Origin of the sequence: Rhizobium sp. YS-1r (genome assembly GCF_000757525.1) — a bacterium.
Lineage (GTDB): Bacteria > Pseudomonadota > Alphaproteobacteria > Rhizobiales > Rhizobiaceae > Neorhizobium > Neorhizobium petrolearium.
On the sequence record NZ_JPYQ01000009.1, the window covers coordinates 187,408 to 206,337 of the forward strand.

The 18,930-nt window shown below is 63.2% G+C and carries 15 protein-coding genes; 7 read left to right on the plus strand and 8 right to left on the minus strand.

Annotated elements, in window-relative coordinates; translation table 11 throughout:
- The first annotated feature begins 55 nt into the window (after positions 1–55).
- The 7 genes from JL39_RS10190 to JL39_RS10225 all read left to right on the plus strand — a co-directional run bounded on the left by JL39_RS10190 (position 56) and on the right by JL39_RS10225 (position 8,246).
- Positions 56–1,612: an ABC transporter substrate-binding protein gene (locus tag JL39_RS10190; RefSeq protein WP_037149350.1), complete on the plus strand. Its 1,557-nt coding sequence runs from the start codon at positions 56–58 to the stop codon at positions 1,610–1,612.
- Between the two features lie 55 nt (positions 1,613–1,667).
- On the plus strand, positions 1,668–2,675 hold the full coding sequence (locus JL39_RS10195) for an ABC transporter permease (protein WP_037149351.1): 1,008 nt from the start codon (positions 1,668–1,670) through the stop codon (positions 2,673–2,675).
- Between the two features lie 14 nt (positions 2,676–2,689).
- Positions 2,690–3,580 carry an ABC transporter permease gene (locus tag JL39_RS10200; RefSeq protein WP_037149352.1) on the plus strand — a complete coding sequence of 297 codons (891 nt, stop codon included), beginning with the start codon at positions 2,690–2,692 and terminating at the stop codon, positions 3,578–3,580.
- Between the two features lie 13 nt (positions 3,581–3,593).
- Positions 3,594–4,481 carry an ABC transporter ATP-binding protein gene (locus tag JL39_RS10205; protein ID WP_037149354.1) on the plus strand — a complete coding sequence of 296 codons (888 nt, stop codon included), beginning with the start codon at positions 3,594–3,596 and terminating at the stop codon, positions 4,479–4,481.
- Entirely contained in the window at positions 4,478–5,305 is an 828-nt protein-coding gene (locus JL39_RS10210; RefSeq protein ID WP_052182797.1) for an ATP-binding cassette domain-containing protein, read from the plus strand. The genes JL39_RS10205 and JL39_RS10210 overlap by 4 nt, the downstream gene beginning before the upstream one ends.
- 467 nt (positions 5,306–5,772) lie before the next feature.
- On the plus strand, positions 5,773–6,750 hold the full coding sequence (locus JL39_RS10220) for a tripartite tricarboxylate transporter substrate binding protein (protein WP_081952782.1): 978 nt from the start codon (positions 5,773–5,775) through the stop codon (positions 6,748–6,750).
- A gap of 92 nt (positions 6,751–6,842) precedes the next feature.
- Entirely contained in the window at positions 6,843–8,246 is a 1,404-nt protein-coding gene (locus JL39_RS10225) for an MmgE/PrpD family protein (protein WP_161784751.1), read from the plus strand.
- A 219-nt stretch (positions 8,247–8,465) separates the two neighbouring features.
- On the opposite strand, the gene JL39_RS10230 is transcribed toward JL39_RS10225, so the two are convergent.
- From JL39_RS10230 to JL39_RS10265, 8 genes are all read right to left on the minus strand, one after another.
- Positions 8,466–9,965 (minus strand): tripartite tricarboxylate transporter permease, encoded by a 1,500-nt coding sequence (locus tag JL39_RS10230; RefSeq protein WP_037149357.1) that lies wholly within the window; start codon positions 9,963–9,965, stop codon positions 8,466–8,468.
- A gap of 1 nt (position 9,966) precedes the next feature.
- Positions 9,967–10,425 (minus strand): tripartite tricarboxylate transporter TctB family protein, encoded by a 459-nt coding sequence (locus JL39_RS10235; protein ID WP_037149359.1) that lies wholly within the window; start codon positions 10,423–10,425, stop codon positions 9,967–9,969.
- Between the two features lie 469 nt (positions 10,426–10,894).
- Positions 10,895–12,157 carry a benzoate/H(+) symporter BenE family transporter gene (locus JL39_RS10240; protein ID WP_037149360.1) on the minus strand — a complete coding sequence of 421 codons (1,263 nt, stop codon included), beginning with the start codon at positions 12,155–12,157 and terminating at the stop codon, positions 10,895–10,897.
- Between the two features lie 77 nt (positions 12,158–12,234).
- Positions 12,235–13,041, minus strand: coding sequence for an enoyl-CoA hydratase/isomerase family protein (locus JL39_RS10245; RefSeq protein ID WP_037149362.1), 807 nt, complete (start codon positions 13,039–13,041; stop codon positions 12,235–12,237).
- A 37-nt stretch (positions 13,042–13,078) separates the two neighbouring features.
- Positions 13,079–14,596 carry an AMP-binding protein gene (locus JL39_RS10250; RefSeq protein ID WP_037149364.1) on the minus strand — a complete coding sequence of 506 codons (1,518 nt, stop codon included), beginning with the start codon at positions 14,594–14,596 and terminating at the stop codon, positions 13,079–13,081.
- Positions 14,589–15,101 (minus strand): (2Fe-2S)-binding protein, encoded by a 513-nt coding sequence (locus tag JL39_RS10255; protein WP_037149366.1) that lies wholly within the window; start codon positions 15,099–15,101, stop codon positions 14,589–14,591. Before JL39_RS10255 ends, JL39_RS10250 begins: the two co-directional genes overlap by 8 nt.
- Positions 15,089–15,916: an FAD binding domain-containing protein gene (locus JL39_RS10260; RefSeq protein WP_037149367.1), complete on the minus strand. Its 828-nt coding sequence runs from the start codon at positions 15,914–15,916 to the stop codon at positions 15,089–15,091. Before JL39_RS10260 ends, JL39_RS10255 begins: the two co-directional genes overlap by 13 nt.
- The gene (locus JL39_RS10265; RefSeq protein ID WP_037149370.1) at positions 15,913–18,882 is read right to left on the minus strand and encodes a molybdopterin cofactor-binding domain-containing protein; all 2,970 of its coding nucleotides are present in this window, start codon (positions 18,880–18,882) and stop codon (positions 15,913–15,915) included. The genes JL39_RS10260 and JL39_RS10265 overlap by 4 nt, the downstream gene beginning before the upstream one ends.
- Positions 18,883–18,930 lie beyond the last annotated feature (48 nt).

Here is an 18,930-nt window from a genome sequence, read left to right on the forward strand (position 1 = left end):
TGTCCTCTCAGGGACGACCACACAAGCAATGCAGACAAAAAAAGGGGAATGGAACATGCTCAATCTGAATAAACGTCAATTTCTGATCGGCGCTGCAGGCATGACCGCCGCCGCGACAATGCCCCGCCTCGCCAATTCGGCCGGCAGGAAGATCCTGGTTCTCGCCAGCACTGTCGACATTCCGAACTTCGATCCGCATGTGGCCACCGGCTACGCGCCGCAATGGCTGTTCCGCAATACCTACGATCCGCTGGTGCGCGTGGTGAACAATCCATCGGTTCCGGCGCCGGGCCTTGCCAAGAGCTGGAACCAGTCCGATGACGGCCTCGTCTACACATTCGAGCTCGACGGAAATGCCAAATTCCATGATGGCACGCCGGTGACCGCCAAGGATGTCGAATATTCCTTTGCTCGCCTGCTGCGCCTTGCCAAGGGGCCGGCCTGGATGGTGTCGGGGATCCTCGACGAAAACAGCATCCGGGCGACCGGCGAGACAACGGTGACGATGACGCTGAAGAAGCCCTTCGCGCCGCTTCTCTCCGTCCTGCCTTGGATGTTCGTCGTCAACTCCAAGCTCGTCGAAGCCAACAAGGGGACTGACGACGGGCAAGCCTTCCTGCTCGCCAACATGGCCGGTTCGGGTGCCTTCAAGATGGGACGCGTCAAGCCGGGCGACCTTTATGAACTGAGCCGCGTCGAGAACGACTGGCATAAGGGTGGCAATCTCGACGGCGCGATCTGGAAGATCGTCCGCGAGGCCTCGACCGCCCGGCTGATGCTCCAGCGCGGCGAAGTGCATTTCGCGCTCGACATGTTCGCCGAGGACATGGACGCCATCAAAGACATGCCGCATGTCGTCCGTATCATGGAACCTGACTACCGCACGTTTACCATCAAGATGAACACGGCCAAGGGCCCGCTGATGGACAAGAACCTGCGCAAGGCAGTGTCTTACGCGTTCAACTACCAGGGCATGCTGGATGCCGCAGGCCCGGCCCAATTGATGAAGAGCCCGCTGCCCATCGGCATCTTCGGCTTTGATCCGGACCAGAAGGGCTATGACCAGGACATGGCGAAGGCGAAGGAATATCTCGCCAGGTCGCAATACAAGGACGGCGGCATCACGCTCTCCATACACCACGCCGCCGGCTACGAGAACCAGCGCCGCTGGTGCCTGATCATGCTGGAATCGCTGAAGGCACTCAACATCAAACTCGACATCCGTGCCATGACCTGGCCGGACACCGTGGCGATGGCCCGTTCGCCGGAGACGATGGTCGACTTCTACTCGATCTTCCAGTCGCCCAACTATGCCGACCCGGACAATACCGCGTTCGCCGCCTACCATTCCTCGCGCAATGGGCAGTGGCAGAATCCGGTCTACAAGAACCCGGAGGTCGACAAGCTGATCGAGGATGCCCGCGCCGAAGTCGATACCGCCAAGCGTGCCGAACTCTACAAGAAGTTCCAGGCGGTAATCGTCGAGGATGCGCCCGATATCATCGGCATTCTCGAACTGCGCAAGTTTGCGATGCGCGACAACGTAAAGGACTATGTTTTCAGCCCGGTTGCCGCCAACACGATGGAAATCTGGCCGCTGTCGATCGCTTGAACCCTTGCCGCCGGCGGGTTTTCGGTACGGAAGCCCGCCGCTCCGGAGTTTGCGAATGCTGCTTTATATCTTGCGCAGGCTTGTCCTGCTCTTACCGGTCCTGCTCGGCCTGACCCTGCTTCTGTTCATCGTGGCACGCATCCTGCCCGGCGACCCGGTGGGCCTTGCCGCGGGTCCGAATGCGACGCCCGAGCTGATCGCGCAGATGAAGCGCGAATTCGGCCTGGATCAGCCTTTGCCAGTGCAATACTGGGATTATCTGACCGGTCTCGTTTCCGGCGATTGGGGCATGTCGGTCTTCACGCGTCGTCCAGTCTTCGCGGACATCGTGGAATATCTGCCGGCGACCATAGAGCTCGTCTTCGCCTCCCTGTTCATTGCGGTCGTCATCGGCATTCCGCTCGGTCTGTTGACGGCCGTCTACAAGAATGGGGCGCTTGATTATGCGACCCGCACGGTGGCGCTCGGCGGCATCGCCATGCCGCGTTTCTTCCTCGGCCTCCTCCTGCAGATGGCCTTTGCCGCCTGGCTGGACATCCTGCCGCTGTCCGGCCGCTACCCACTGATCGAAAGCCCGCCGGACCACGTGACGGGCCTCTATACGATCGATGCTGTGATCGCGGGTGACTGGTACGCGTTCCAGATCGCGCTCTCACATCTGGCACTGCCGGCGATCGCCATGGCGCTTTCGCCGCTTGCCACCATCATGCGGATGATGCGCGCCTCGACGATCGAAGTGCTGCAGCAGGACTATGTCATGACCGAGCGGGCGCTCGGTCTTTCCAACCGGCTGATCCTCTTCAAATACGTGCTCAAGAACGCCATGACCTCGACGCTGACGGTGATCGGCCTCTACGTCTCCTGGCTGCTCGGGGGCACGGTTCTGGTGGAGACGGTCTTCGACTGGCCGGGGCTGGGCCTCTACGCCACCCAGGCGATCCTGACCCAGGATTTCATGCCGGTGATCGGCGTGACGCTCATCATCGCGATCATCTATCTTGTTACCATGCTCGTCGTGGACCTTCTTTACGGCGTCTTCAACCCGAAGGTACGCTACGCATGAGCAGGACTGAGCAAATGACCCCCATTGCCATACCCGAGCGCAGCCAGTCCGCGCGTCTCGAAAACTGGAGCCGCGCCTTCTATCGGTTTCGCCAGAGTTGGCTGTCGATCATCGGCCTTGCGATCGTCATCGCACTGATCGTCATCGCCATCCTCGCACCGTGGATCGTGCCGCATCCCGAGCATGTCGTCGGCGGCACGAATACCGGTGCGAAATTCCAGCCGCCGTCGGCTACGGCTTGGTTCGGCACCAATGCGCTCGGCCAAGACATGTTTTCGTTGGTGCTGGTCGGGTCACAGGTCTCGCTGTTTTCCGGTCTCGCCGTTGTCTTCATCGCTATCGTCGTCGGCACGATCGTCGGCGCCATTGCCGGGTATTTCGGCGGCTGGATCGACGAAATCCTGATGCGCATCACCGATCTTCTGCTCACCATCCCAAGCCTGATCCTTGCCATGGCCGTGGCGGCAGCGCTCGGCACGGGCGTCTGGAACATGATCATCGCCATCTCGATCACGTGGTGGCCGGCCTATGCCCGTCTCGTGCGCGGCGAAGTGATCGTCAAGAAGGAAGAGCAGTTCGTCGTCGCGGCCCATGCGCTCGGCGCCGACTGGCCGCGCATCCTCGGCAGGCACATCTTGCCGAACATCGTCTCGCCGATCGTCATCAAGGCCTCGCTCGACATGGGCTTCGCGATACTGACCGTCGCCTCGCTCGGCTTCGTCGGCATCGGCGTGAAGCCGCCGATTCCGGAATGGGGCACGCTGCTTTCCGGTGCGCGCAGCTATATGCCGGATTACTGGTGGACGGCGGTGGCTCCTGGCGTTGCGATTTTCTTGGCAGTGCTTGCCTTCAACCTGCTGGGCGACGGGCTGCGTGACGTGCTCGACCCCAAGGCTCGACGATAGGGGAGGGATCACGATGACGCTTCTCGACATCAGGAACCTCAACCTCGCCATGAAGAGCTACGAGGGCGAGACGCAGATCCTCCACGGCATCGACCTGAAGATCGAGCGCGGCGAGATCTGGGGCATGGTCGGCGAGACGGGCAGCGGTAAATCACTGACGGGCTTATCCGTCTCACGGCTCGTTCCGTCGCCACCGGGGCGCTATGTCGCCGGTTCGATTAAGTTCCAGGGCAAGGATGTGCTGAAGGCGACCGACAGGGAGATGAGGGGCTTGCGTGGCCGGCATATCGGCATGATCTTCCAAGATCCGACGACCAACCTTAACCCGGCCTTCCGGATCGGCACGCAGTTAGTGGACGTGGCGCTGCATGCCGGCCATGCGGACCCGTCCGTGCTCGGGCTCGATCCCGGTGCCTCGCGTGGCGATCTCAAGAAGGCGGCCCGACGTGTGGCAGTCGAGATGCTGGAAAAGGTCGGCATTGCGAAGGCCGCCGAGCGTATTCATGACTATCCGCACCAGTTCTCCGGGGGCATGCGCCAGCGCGCACTGATCGCCATGGCGATGATCGGCAAGCCCGACCTGCTGATCGCCGATGAACCGACGACCGCGCTCGACGTTTCGGTGCAGGCGCAAATCCTGCGGCTGATCCATGATCTTGTGGCTGAACGCAATATCGGAGTGCTGCTGATCACCCACAATCTCGGCGTCGTGGCACAGATCTGCAGCCACGTGGCCGTCATGTATCGCGGCCGCATTCTCGAAGCAGGAAAGGTGGACGATGTATTGAAGCGGCCAAGCCACAGCTATACCCAGGCGCTTTTGCACTCCGTGCCAACCGCCCATACCAAGCGCGGTGAATTGAAGGGCCTGAACGGGCTTATGCCGGAGACCGCCGCATGATCCTCGATATCCAGAACGTCACAAAAAACTATCCCGGCCCGCGCCAGGGTTTCTTCGGTCGCGGCGAGGGTTTTACCGCGCTGGACAATGTCAGCCTGTCGATCAGGAAAGGTGCGAGCTTCGGTCTGGTCGGTGAATCCGGGTCCGGCAAGACGACGCTGACGCGTTGCATCCTGCGGCTCGAAACGCTGTCGGCGGGCAATGTCTTGTTCGACGGCGTGGACATCCACAAGCTGACGCCGCTCGAGATGCGGCGCCTGAGATCGCGCCTGCAGATCGTCTTCCAGGACCCTTACGCTTCGCTCGATCCGCGCATGACGATCCATGATATCGTCGCCGAGCCGCTGGTCATCCATGGCGACGTGGTGAACCTTAATGCCCGCCAACGCACCGAGCGGGTGCTGGAGCTGCTGCTGCAGGTCGGCCTTCGCCCGGAGCATCTTTTCCGTTATCCGCATGAATTTTCTGGCGGCCAGCGGCAGCGTATCGGCATCGCCCGGGCGCTTGCCGTCGGGCCTGAATTCCTGATCCTCGACGAACCCACCTCGGCGCTCGACGTCTCGGTCCAGGCGGACGTTCTCAATCTCCTGCACCGGTTGCAGGAAGAACTCGACCTCACCTATTTCTTCATCAGCCACGACCTCGGCGTCATCCGTTATATCTGCGACGACGTCGCCGTGATCTATCGCGGCAAGCTGGTGGAACAGGGACCGGTCGCGGAGATATTCGATCATCCGAAGAGCGACTATACGCGCATGCTTCTGGACGCGATGCCGGACCCCGATCCGGATCGTTCGCCGTTCCGCCGGAAGGCTGCCGTCTGAACGCACAGAAGAAGAGGAAAGCATGGCGCCCCCGAAGCGATGAGCGAGATGGCCGCCCGCATTGCCTCACCCGATAATGTTACTGAGGTTGAGAGCGTTGAGATGGCCCGTATCTCCGCCCGCCGCGGCGCATGGAGATACGGGCGGGCACTTCGTCCAGTCGCCATTGAGTATGATCTGCCCAGCTATTTCCATGCGCCAAATCTTGACGGCTATTTGCACCGTCCGAAGGCTGTTCTCCTTGAAGCGTGACGGATCGGCGCTCTTCAGACGCTGCAGGACCGAGGCTGCCGAGACGAAACTGGCATGACCGGCCTTTGCCCGACGACATAGGCGTTCGCTTTGGTCCGCCTGCCGCTCTTTATCGCGAATTTCGCAGCTCGGAACGCACCCGGCGAGATTTTGCATTTGTTCAGAGCGGCTGCCACTGTGCGTTCAAGATAACACCATGATGTGAGGAGGAATCGATGGTAGTTTGGACAACGGGGATGAAAAACGGCCTGGTGGCGGCAGCGATCGCGCTGGCAAGTGCAGTCGGAGTCTCTGCTGAAGAGCAATATCCCGTTTCGACGGTGCGCATGATTGTCCCCTACGCGCCGGGAGGTGGCGGCGACATCACCGGCCGCATGATCGCAGAGGAGATCAGCAAGCGCCTCAAAACGACGGTCGTCGTCGAGAACATCGGCGGGGCAAGCGGGACGATCGGCACGGAAAAAGCGGCCCGCGCCAAGCCGGACGGGGCAACGCTGCTGCTTGCCGGCAGTGCCATCTTTACCACCGCGCCCCATCTCACCCAGATCGGTTTCGATCCTCTCAAGGATTTTGTAGCGATCGCCAATATCAGTGAATCGGTCCGCATGCTCAGCGTGCCGCCGGAGCTCGGCGTCAAGACCTACGAGGAACTCGTGGCCTATGGGAAAGCCAATCCTGGCATACTGAACTATGCCTCCGTCGGCGTCGGCTCGACCGGCCATATCATTGGGGTCGATTTCCTGCGCAGCACCGGGGTCGAGGCGCGGCATATTCCCTATAGCGGCGCATCGCAGGCCGTGCAGGCACTCTTGTCGGGTGACGTGCAGTTCGTCATCGACGCCATGGTGATTCCGCCCACGCGGGAGGGGAAGCTGGTGCCGATCGCCGTGCCCAGCGAGACCCGTCTGGCCGATTTCCCCGATGTCCCGACGTTCCGGGAGGTGGGGCTGAAGGATGTACGCACCGGCGGTTGGCAAGCGGTCATGGCGCCCGCCGGTACGCCTCAGGAACTGGTCACGATGATTGAAGGAGCTTTGAAGGATGCCGATGAGAGCCAGGAATTCCGCGCGGCCCTTACCCGCGCAGGCTTTTCCCCGCGGTTCCGCACCGGCGTGCAACTCCAGCAGGAACTCGAGGCCGAATATGCCTATTTCGGCTCACTGCTGAAGAGCATGGATATCAGCAAGAAATAGCCGCTGCCGGCAACCGGATTGCGAAGATGCCGCGATACGCGCCAGCGGGTTGGTGCGTATCGCTTTCGGTATCAGCTACAAGGATCTGCCCGATGCTCGACAGACGTCTCTCCGCTCCGACCTTAAGCGCAGTTGTTGCGGAATGGATGACAGGTTTTTCGCTCGCTAGCGTTCCCCAGGCGGTTTTGGAAAATACCCGGCTTAGGATTCTCGATGTGATTGGTGTGATGATCGCGTCATGCCGGCTTGACGTCGTTTCCGCCGCGCGGCGGGCCGTTGCCGAATCCGACGGTGCCGGGGGGCAGGCCTTTTCTCTCATGGATGCCGCGCCGACCACGCCTGCCAATGCGGCTTTCCTTAACGGCATCATGTCTGGCGTGCTCGAATTCGACGACACTCACATCCAGTCCAATATTCATCCAACCGGTGTCGTGCTGTCGGCCCTGCTGCCCGAATGTGAACGGCTCGGCCTTTCGGGAAAGGATCTTCTGGAGGCCGTGCTGGTCGGCAGCGAACTTCTCTGCCGTCTCGGTATGATCTCGCCGGTCAGGATGCACGAAGTCGGTTTCCATCCAAGTTCGGTCTACGGCGTTTTTGGTGCGGTGTGGGGGCTCGCGCGTGTCAGGCGCTTTTCGATCGAGCAGACTATGCATGCGATCGGCACGGCTGCCAGCTTGTCGGCCGGGTCTATTGCCTCTTTTGAGGACGGGACATCGACCAAGACCCTGCACGTGGGCATGGCGGCATCAGCGGCTATTCGCGCGATTGCCTTGGCGGGGCAGGGCATTTCCGGTCCCCACCCGGTATTTGAGGGGAAATTCGGCTGGTTCAAGAGCCATGTCCAGTCCGGTACCGAGTTTCGTTTCGCGGCCCTGACCGACGAGCTCGGCGAGCGATGGGAGGTGCTGAACATTGCCTCGAAGGCCCATCCCTGCGCCTACACGATGATCCCGTTCATCGCTGCCACCATCGCACTTCGCGAGGCCCATAGTGTGAGACCGCAGGATGTCGACGTCATTTATTGTGATATCATGCCCCGTTCCTTCGCCACCGTCTGCGAACCTGTCGAGGAGAAACGTCGGCCAAAGACGAGTTGGCATGGCCGCATCAGCCTGCAGCACACCGTCGCTGAGGCGCTGGTTCGAGGCCACATGGACAAGCATGCCTATGCGCCTGAGAGCCTCATCGATCCGGTGGTCAATACGATTGCCGACAAGGTCGTCCACCGCCCGGATCCGGTCGCCGCCGCCGATATCAGCAGATCGCGTGCCAGCGTCTCGATCCGTCTGAATGATGGACGGGAACTCACCCATACGATCGACGACATGCCGGGAACCCGGCGCAATCCGATCCCCCGTGAAGGCTACCTGCAGAAGTTCCTGGCCAATATTGACGGTGTCATCTCGAAGGCCGTGGGGGAGGAGCTGGCAACCGCCTTGCTAAGGCTCGAGGAGCTTGACGATGTTGGTGCAACGTTTCGAGGACTGCGGGTGTAGGCGCCGGTCGGCGTCTTGCTAGTCCGCCAGATCGATGTTGTGCCCCGTGCGCAAAATGGCCCCAGCGCGTGCTCATCCTCGCTTGCCGACGGCAGAGGGCGCAAACGACGATCGGATTTGTTCCTGTTTGCTGATCCTCACTTGATACAGACCCGAAAAAAGGGCCGGAGCATGGTTTGATGCTCCGGCCGAATTGTCCCCGGGAGGACGATACGTGTTTCAGTCCGTTGCCTCCTGCGCACCCTTTCTGACGAGCGACGTGGTGGCGGCGAGCAAGATCGCGATGCCGAGCACGAGGAAGGTGAGGCTGATCGGGCGATGGATGAAGGTCATCGGATCGCCGCGCGACAGCGACATGGCGCGGCGGAAGTTTTCCTCGAACATCGGTCCGAGCACGAAGCCGAGGATGAACATGGCGAGGCTGCAGTCGGCCCGCTTCAGGAGATAGCCGACGGCGCCGAAAACGACGAGCGTCAGGATCTGAAGGGATGAAAAACCGATCGAATAAACCCCGACGCACGCAAAGGCGAGCACAAAGAGGTAGAGCCAGTGATAAGGAACCGCGAGAAGCTTTACCCATAGACCGATCAGCGGCAGGTTTAGGATTACGAGCATCAGGTTGCCGATCCACATGGAACCCACTAGGCCCCAGAAGAGGGCAGGATTGTTACTGATCATACTCGGCCCGGGGTTGATGCCCTGGATCATTAACGCGCCGAGGAATAGGGCCATCACGGGGCTCCCGGGAACGCCGAGCATCAAGGTCGGGATGAAGGCGGTCTGGGACGCGGCATTGTTGGCCGCTTCCGGTGCAGCTACGCCCTCGACGGCGCCGGCCCCGAAACGATCTGGGTGTTTGGAAATGCTCTTCTCGACCATATAGGCGGAGAAAGAGCTCATCGCGAGACCGGCGCCGGGCAGAATCCCGAGGAAGGAGCCGAGCGTCGTGCCGCGCAGGACGGCCGGCCATGCGCGGCGAAACTCGTCACGGCTTGGCCAGAGCCGGCCGACTTTCGAGGTGGCGATCTCAGGCTTTCCCGCGCCGCCAATCGTCGTGATGATTTCCGAAACCGCAAAAAGCCCGACCGCCAGCACGGCAAAGTCGATCCCATCGCGCAGTTCCGAAAGGCCGAAGGTGAAACGGAAGACGCCGGAGGCGACGTCGGCGCCCGCCAGACCCAGCAGCACGCCAAGGACGCCCGATCCGATGCCCTTGATGAAGCCGCCCTTGGCGATGGAGGCCGTGGCGACGAGGGCACAGAAGACGAGAGCTGCATATTCGGCGGAGCCGAACCTTGCCGCGATCGAGGCCATAGCGGGCGCGGCAGCAGCGATCAGCACCGTGCCGACGGTGCCGGCAAAGAAGGAACCTAGAGCGGCAATGGCAAGCGCCGAGCCGGCGCGGCCTCGCCGTGCCATCTGGTGTCCGTCCAGGCAGGTCACGGCCGATGAGGCTTCGCCCGGCAGGTTGAGCAGGATCGATGTGGTGGATCCGCCATAAGCCGCGCCGTAGTAGATGCCAGCAAGCAGGATCAGCGATCCGGTCGGCGGCAGGCCGAAAGTCAAGGGCAGGAGCAGCGAGATGGTGATGATCGGCCCCACGCCCGGCAGGACGCCGATTGCGGTTCCGAGCGTCACCCCTAATAGGCAATAGAAGAGATTGTCGATGCTAGCGGCGACCTGCAGCCCCAAGACGATGGATGAAAAGAAGTCCGGCACGCTAGATGCTCCAGTCAAGCAGATGGAAGGGGATGCCCAGGCCGAAGTAGAAGATCGCGACGATGATCGCCCCGATGGCGAGGAGGAGGAGCGGGAGTTCCTTCAGCCGCCCCCGCCTGTCGGCAAGCCAGCCGATGCAGACGAGCGCGAAGAGACCTGGAAGAAGACCTGCGCTGTCAACCAGCAGCCCGAATACAAAAAGAGCAGCCAGGATGGCCACGAAAGGCCGCAGTTCCTCGCGTGGCATAAGGGCGATGGACGGTCTCCCCTCGCTGGCCAAGTGCGCCTGCAGCAGAAGTGCAACGCCAAAGATCAACAGCGTGGCGCCAAGCAATATCGGCAAAGCGCCCGGTCCCATTTCGGAAAGGCTGCCGAAGCCGTAATCTACACCGAGATAGGCGGCGACGCCGCCTGAAGCGATGAAGAGAACACCGACTGCATGATCTGCATGGAATTTCATATTCTCCCCCCTCATATCCGACTGCGCCTTGCGGCGTCTGGTCGATCGCCAACCCTTTTGCAATCCGCAGCGGTTGTGGATGGCCCCTAAAAACTCCGTCAGATCGTGCTCCTATCGCAAGCAGCGCCTCTGCGGCAAAGGCGAAAGCCCGGCGTTCCGATGATCGGAATGGCTGGCCCTATGCGGCCGGCGAGTTCGTGCGACCTGGGCCAGGATTGATCTCCCGAGGTCAGTCGCATTTGTCGGACGTCGCTCCCCTGTAGGACGTCTCTCCCAGGGCAGAACTAACTTGCCTATTAGAGCGCGGCCGGGATCGGCAAATCGATCGTGATGTGGCGCAGCGTTGGGACGTCATTCCTCGACCGAAGCACCAACGCTATCCAGGCCTCAACCGTCTTCCCCAAGAACAAATGTCCTTGGGGAAGGGTATGCGTTCAAATTCGACGCCGGCTCGAAAACCGTCGCGGCGTCATGCAGCCTGCTTTTCGTTGAGGGTCCTGGCTTCGACAACCGCCGACACGATGACGCCTGCGAACAGGGCCCAGAAGGGGGCGCTGATGCCCAGGAGCGAGATGTTCGACATGGCGACGGCGAGCGCGACGAAAGCCCCGGTCTGGTTACCGAGCGACTTGCCGAAGGCATTCTGGAAGGCGGATAGCAGCACGCCGATCATGGCAAGACCGGCGACGGTGCCGATCAGCGCAGACGGCAGGCTGAGCACGATCGGAACGGCAGCGCCGGCGATGAGACCGAAGGCGGCGAAGAGTAGGCCGTTGACGACGGTCGCGGCATAGCGCCCCTCCTTGTTTTCTCCGGCCTGTTCGGATGAGCATATCGCCGTCATCGGGCCTGCGATGTTGGCATTGTGGCCGCCGAGGAGGCCGGCCGCGATGCCGCCGATGCCGGAAATGATGGTCATCGCGTTGACCGGCGGCCTGTAGCCTTCGGCCATGAGCACGCCGGTCGCCTGCGCGTTCTCCGCGCCGATCACAAGAAGGGCGAGCGGGACGGCGATCGCGAAGAAGGCGTCGACGGAGAAGACCGGCAGCGTGAATTCCGGCGCGGCGAAGGCGATGTTGGCCGTGCCGCCTCCGACCGCACCGGTCGCAAGCGCCGCGATCAGGCCTGTGACGAGGGCGGCCAGCACCGGCGGAATAGTCTTGGTCAGCCGCATCGAGACAAAGAAGGCGAGGATCGCGGCGCCGGCAATCAGCGGAGCATTGCCGAGTGCGGTGACGGTTCCGATCGCAAATCGGATCAGCGCACCGGCGATCATCGCCATGACGATCGGCATCGGCAGCCAGCGCATCACCTTACCGATGAGCCCTGTGACGCCGAGCAGCAGAACCAGCAGGCCCGCCAGGATGAAGGCGCCAACGGCTTCATTGAACGGAATGGTCGCAAGCGAACCGGCAACGAGTGCTGCACCCGGGATCGAATAGGCGCCATTGATCGGCTGCTTGTAGTAGAGCGCAAGCAGCAGGCTGATAATCCCGCCGAGAACGTAGATCGCAAAGAGCCAGGCGACAGTCTGCCCGTTGGTCAGGTGGCCGGCCTCGGCCGCGCCGATGACAATAAGGGCCGGGCCGGAGCAGCCGAAGATGGCGGCGACGAGCCCGGCGCTCATCGTCTTGATTCCGAGATGTTTTGGCAGGTCGCGCAGACCCGACGCAATGCCAGGCCCCCTTTCGACAAGGGGGCTTTCCTGGGTTGTCTGCGGTGTCGTATCCATGATTAATCCTCCCGAAGCGGTTCCGAGGCCGCTCCCTCCTCGTGGAAATGAAGCCGGGTTCCCCTCCGGCCGATGGGTCAGCGGCCGACGAAGGCCGGCGCGCGCTTCTCGTGGAAGGCGAGTACGCCTTCGCGGAAATCCTCCGATGTCCGAAGCCGGCTGTAGCAATGGCCCTCGAGTTCGATGGCCGTCGACAGCAGCGCGTCGTCCGTGTCGTTCAGGAGCTTTTTTGCCGTGCGCTGGGCGAGCGGCGAAAAGCCAATCAATTCCTCGACAAGCGCATCAACGGCCTTTTCCAGGTCGCCATCCGCGACGATCTCCGAGGCGATGCCCCAGTCGTAGGCCTCCTGACCGGTGATCCGCTTTGAGCGCATCACGATGTTCTTAGTGCGAGTGACGCCCACCATCTTTTGCAGGCGGGCCGAGCCGCCGGAGCCCGGAATCTGGCCAAGTTTCTGCTCGGGCAGCGCGTAGCGCGTGGTGTCGGTCGCGATGCGGAAATCGCAAGCAAGCGACAGTTCGAAGCCGACGCCGAAGCAATAGCCACGGTTGGCCGCGATGACGGGCTTGGAGCAGCGGGCCGGGGCTGCGATGTTCCAGGCAAGGTGCGAGACGTGTTCCGGGCTTGCCTCGAGGAAGCCCTTGATATTGCCGCCGGACGAAAAGTGCTCGCCCTTGCCGGCAACGATGACGATGCGCACGCGCTCATCCTCATCGAGGGCCTCGAAGACGAGGCGCAACTGGTCACGCGCTAACATCGAGACGACGTTATAGGGTGGACGGTCGAGCGTGATGTCGGCGCGCTGACGGGCCGCGTCGATCGTGACGGTGAAGCCGTCGAGTTCGGCAAGGCGCGGGTTCTGGAATGCGGCTGGTTCAGTCATGGGTTTTCCTTTCGTTGGTCTGGCGGCGTTTGGTCGCTCACTGGTGTTCGGGAGTGCGTTCCTCGATGTACTCGCCCGCCACCAGAAGGCGGCGCAGGAGCTTGCCGACGGGCGATTTCGGGATTGCCTCGACGAAGACGAAGCGGCGCGGGCGGCGGAAATTGGCAAGGCCGGAATCGCGGCAGTGGCGGTCAAGATCCTCGGCCGTGACGGCGCCGCGTCGCTTGACGAAGGCGACGACGATCTTGCCCCAGCGCTCGTCGGGCAGGCCGACGACGGCGACTTCGGCGACACCCTCATGCAGCGACAGGCAGCTTTCGACCTCGACCGGCGAAACGTTCTCGCCGCCCGTGATAATCATGTCGTCGGCCCGGCCGGTGACGAAGAGATCGCCGTCACGGTCGACGAAGCCGGTGTCGCCGGTGAAGTACCAGCCGTCATGAAGCGCCTTGGCGTCCGCGTCTGGACGGTTCCAATAGCCCTCGAATGCCTCGTCGCTCTTCATCAAGGCGATGATCTCGCCTTCCTCGCCAACGGCCGCCCGCTCGTCCGGGTGGCGGCTGCCCAGTTTGACCACACGGATCATTTGGTTGATGCCAGCGCGGCCGGCGGAGCCGGGCTTCGTTGCCGCCTTCTGCTCGATCGTGAAGGTGTAGATTTCCGACGAGCCGTAGTGGTTAACGAAGAGGTCCGGCCGAAATGTCTGGTCCAGCCGCCTCAGCAGCCCGTCGGTCATCGACGCGCCCGCATAGCCAAGTTTGGTGACGGAGCCGATGCGCTCGGGCGAAAAGGCCTCGTGATGCACGAGGTCGTGGTACAGCGTCGGCACCAGATAGAGATTGGTGATCTTTTCGCGCTCGATCAGGTCGAGCGCCTTTGGCACGTCAAAACGCGGCAGGCAGACGAAAGTGCCGCCGATCAGCGAGGACGCGACTAGCGAGCGCACGCCCATCGTGTGATAAAGCGGCATGACGCCGAGCGTCCGCTCGCCATGGCGGTAGAGGTTTTGCGCCACATGGGCGAGGGCGCCGGCGCGTTCGGCGCGGTGCCGGCGCGGAACGCCCTTCGGCTTCGAGGTCGTACCGGACGTATAGAGCATCAGCGACCAGTCTGCGGCGTCCGCCACAGGTACGATATCCGGGGCGTTGCCCTCCATGAGGCCGGATAGCGCATCGGCGGAGAACCGTGGCAGGTTCTGCGCGAGGCGCGACAGGCGCACGGCCTCTTCCGTCGAGGCTTCGTAGAACACGGCTTTCGCGCCGGCATCCGCGATGCCGAAGTCGATTTCGTCGGCCTTGGCCCGCCAGTTGAGCGGCGTGACGATCAGGCCGAGGAACTGGCAGGCCCAGTGCAGTGACGCGTTTTCCCAGCGATTCTGCATGGCAGTGAGCACATGGTCGCCCCGTTTAAGGCCGGTCTCGTCGAGTGCGGCGGCAAGCGCCGAAATCCCGCTATACCAGCCGCGATAGGTCAGTCGCATATCGCCGTCGACGATCGCGAGCGCATCCGGGTCGCGCTCGACGCTTGCGAGGAAACTGGTTCCAAGGTCAAGCATTCGGTGTCTCCTCCTTCCGTTGTTCCTCCGCGGCGTCAAGCGCCGCCTCGATGATGGTCGCGTAGCCCGTGCACCGGCAGAGATGACCGGAGAGGTGCTCGCGAATTTCCTTCCGGCCAGCGTCCGGGCGCTCGCGCAAAAGGGCGTCGAGCGACATCAGAATTCCGGGGGTGCAAAAGCCGCATTGGAGGCCGTGGTGGCGGCGAAAGGCCGCCTGGAGCGGGGAGAGCACCGCCGGGTCGGTCGCCAGCGCCTCCACGGTGCGGATGTTGCTGCCGCGGATCTGCTGGGCGAGTGTCAAGCAGGCCCGCGCCGGCTTTCCGTCGATCTGCACGGTGCAGGCGCCGCATACGCCATGCTCGCAGCCGACATGGGTGCCGGTGAGGCCGATCTCGTGGCGCAGCAGGTCCGAGAGCAGCATGCGATTTTCGACCTCGGCGCGGATCATTCGGCCGTTGAGCGTGAAGTGGACCAGGTGCCTCCGGGCAGCGTTTAGGTGCGGCATCGGCTTGCCTCCTTAAGCGTCTCGCGGCCGAGGCTGCGGACCAGTTCGCGTCGGTAGCGGGCGCTTGCATGAATGCCGTCGCGGGCATTCAGGGACCAGGCGATGTCGTTGATCGCATCGTCGAACTGGTCGTTGTCGAGCGCCGGGAGCCGGAAGACGCGCGGTCGGTCGTCGACCCCTGCAATGCCGAGCCGCAATCCCTCGTCGTCGGCGATGGCGGCGCAAGCGACGATGGCGAAGTCGCCATGCCGGCGCCCGATCTCGCGGAAGGAAAAGCCCCAACCGGGCCGGGCCTTTGGAAAGTGCACGGACTCGATCATCTCGTCCTCGGCGAGGTCGGTGGCCATCATGCCGATGAAGAAGTCGTCCGCCTTGACCTTGCGCCTCCGGCTGCGGCTACGCAGGCTGACGGTACCGCCGAGCGTCACCAGTGCGAGCGGTAATTCCGCACTGGGATCGGCATGCGCGACCGAGCCGCAGACCGTGCCGCGCGCCCGCGTCTGCACGTGGCCGAGCCAGGGGAATGCCGCGGCAAGGAGCGGCAGGTGCCGCGAAAGGTCTGGCCGGGCTTCCAGTTCCGCTTGGCGCACGCCCGCGCCGACAACGATCTCGTCGCCTGATGTCTGGATCTTGTGCAACGGATTTAGCCGCATGATGTCGACGAGCAGGCCGGGACGGGCGAGCCGCATGTTGAGCATCGGCACCAGCGACTGTCCGCCGGCGATCACGCGCGCCTCGCCGCCGCCTTCGGCCAGCGCGGCAAGAGCCTCCTCCAGCGTTTCCGGACAGAGGAAGTCGAAGGATGCGGGCTTCATCGGCGTCTCCTGAACAGAGTAGAGAGGCGTTTTTTCAGGCCGATGGCGCCGGGGGCGACACCGCCGGCGTGGCGGGCAAGCGCCTGGAAAAACTGGCCGATCACCACGCGCGCTGCGCCGTCGAGCAGGCGTCCGCCGACCGAGGCGACCTTGCCGCCGATCGCCGCTTCGTAGCGATAGTCGATGCGAGTGCCGGTCTCGGTTTCGATCAGTGTGACGCGGCCCGTACCGCGGCCGGAGCCGAGCGCGCCTTCCGTGCCGCCGGACAGCGTGACCGCTTCCGGTTCGACCAGGTCGGACAGGCGGATGTCGGCGCGGTACCGGCCTTTGACCGGGCCAATGCCGAGCGTGACCTCGGCGCGAAAATGTGTATCGGATACCTTTTTGACCTCGTGCGCGCCGGGAATGATCGCCATCAGCGTGTTCGGGTCGAGTAGCATCGCCCAGACGGCCTCGCGGTTGGCGGCGACCTCGGACGAGCCCGAGCCGGTCAGCATTCGCTCGCCAGAGGCATAGGTGGCGACAGGGAGCGCGTCCTGCTGCTTCGACGGCGGGCGCTCCTCGCCATAGAGCCATTCGCTGACCCGGCTCGGCGACAGCGGCAGCTGGATGTCTTCGATACCGAGCGCGTCGGCAACGGCGTTGGCGATGCAGACGGGCGTCGACATGCAATTGCCCTCGCCGACCCCCTTGGCGCCGAGCGGTGTGAAGGGCGAGGGTGTCTCGTGATGGAGGATCAGCGGCTCCGGCGTCTCCATCACGGTCGGGATCAGGTAGTCGGCGAGCGTGCCGGTCAGAAAGCTGCCATCGCCGCCATAGGCATACTCCTCGTAGAGTGCGGCGCCGACGGCCTGGGCGAAGCCGCCGCGGACCTGGCCATCGACCATGCCGGGATGCAGGATGCGGCCGCAGTCGTGCATCGTCACATAGCGGTCGATGTGCACCTGGCCGGTCGTCCGGTCGATCTCCACGCCGCAGAAGTCGAAGATGAAGCCGTGGCAGAGCGACGAGTTGATGCCGTCTGCCGCCGTCGGAGCCTGAAGCTCTTCCGGCGTCCAGAAGACGGTCTCGCGGATCGTTTGGGCGGTGCCTTCGGGCAGGGTGCCGGGCGCCCAGTGGCTTGCCGCCGCCACGCGGCCGAAAGAGACGGCATTGTCCGGATTGTCGCGATCGACGAGCTTTCCGGCCCGGAAGTCCACGCGGTCCGCCGTGACGTTGAGCTGCGCGGCGGCGATTGCGGCAAGGCGACCCCGGATACGGTCGGCCGCAAGTGCTGCGGCGCCCGCGACTGCGGGAGCGAAGCGGCTCGCATAGTTACCCGAGGCGATCGACCAGGCGTCGCGCGCCGTGTCGAGTTCGGTGTTGACGCGCACCGCCTCCAGGGAAAGCCCGAGCCGCTCGGCGACCACCTGCGCGAGAACGGTGCGGTGCCCTTGGCCCTGCGGTACCGAGGCGACCTTGACGGTGACGGAGCCAAGTGGGTCGATGGCGATCGTCGCGACAGCTTGCGCGCCGTTCTTCGGACCCGCCTTCGCCCGTTCCTCCGGCGTCAGGACCGTCGTGATATAGCCCATGTTTGAGACGCTCGGCTCGACCACCGCCGCATAGCCGATGCCGTAAAGCCGCCCTTCGGCGCGCGCCTCGTCCCTTCGTAGCCGCATTGCCTCAAGGCCGCCTTCCGCTAAGGCCCGATCGAGCGCGACACGGTAGTCGCCCGAATCGAGCAGCCCGCCGGTCGCTGTGCGATAGGGAAAGGCGTCGGCCGGAACGAGGTTGCGGCGAATGACGTCGAGCCGGTCGAGGCCGAGCTCGACGGCGATCTTGTGCACCAAGCGCTCGAGCGCGAAATAGACCTGCGGTCCGCCGAAGCCGCGGTTCAACCCAGTCGGTGTCTTGTTGGTGAGCACCACGCGGTTGCGGATCGCGACGTTTTCGATCGCGTAGGCGCCGGTCATATTGCCGTGCATGCGGTAGAGCGTTGCCGGCTCCGGTGCGCGCAGATGGGCGCCGCAATCTTCCAGTTGATCCCAGAAAAGCGCGGTGATGCGGCCGTCGGCGGCGACGGCGGCTTCCAGCGTCGTCACGCGATTGGTTGCCGAGACGGACGCCGTCAGATGTTCAAGCCGGTCCTCGATCCATTTCACCGGCCGTCCGGCGACGCGTGCGGCGACGGCGGCAAGGATGACATAAGGAAAGACACCCTGCTTGATGCCGAAGGAACCGCCGGAATCGGGCGGTGCGCGCAGCCGCATGCGGTTGCCGGGCACGTTCAGCGCACGGGAAATCACCGCATGGATCGAAAATGGACCCTGAAAGTTCGCCGTGACGTCATAGGCATCCTCGCCCGGATCGTATTCGGCGATGACGCCATAGGTCTCGATCGGCGTGCAGGAATTACGCGGATATGCGATGCGGATGGAAATGCGGTGTGCAGCCGTGGCAAGAGCCGCCTCCGGGTCGCCGTAACGAAAGATGCGCTCGTTGATGAGGTTGGTGCCGAGCGAGGGATGGAGGACCTGGGCGTCTGCTGCGAGTGCCTTTTCAGGATCGATGACGGCGGCCAGCTTCGCGTAGTCGACCTCGATCAGGTCGAGCGCATCTTCGGCGACATAACGGTTTTCGGCGACGACGAGGGCAACGGGTTCGCCGACATAGCGCACCCGGTCGCGGGCAATCGGCCAACATTCGACATTGGCCTTGACCCCGACCGTCATGCTGCGGGTGAGCCGCGCCACGTCGTCGCCGGTCAGCACGGCAAATACACCGGGCAGCGCGCAGGCCGCAGTCGTATCGATCGCCCTGATTTCGGCATGACCGTGCGGCGAGCGCAGGATTGCCAGATGCGCGGTGTCGCGTCGGACGGGCAGGTCGTCAATGTATCGGCCGCGGCCGGTCAAAAGTCCGGCATCTTCGACCCGTTCGATGGTTCGCCCGATCAGGGCTCCCGTCGTCTCCAATCTCGTCATTCGCTCCTCCCGCACCCATCCGTGAAGGGGTGCCGTGGCGCGAAGGGT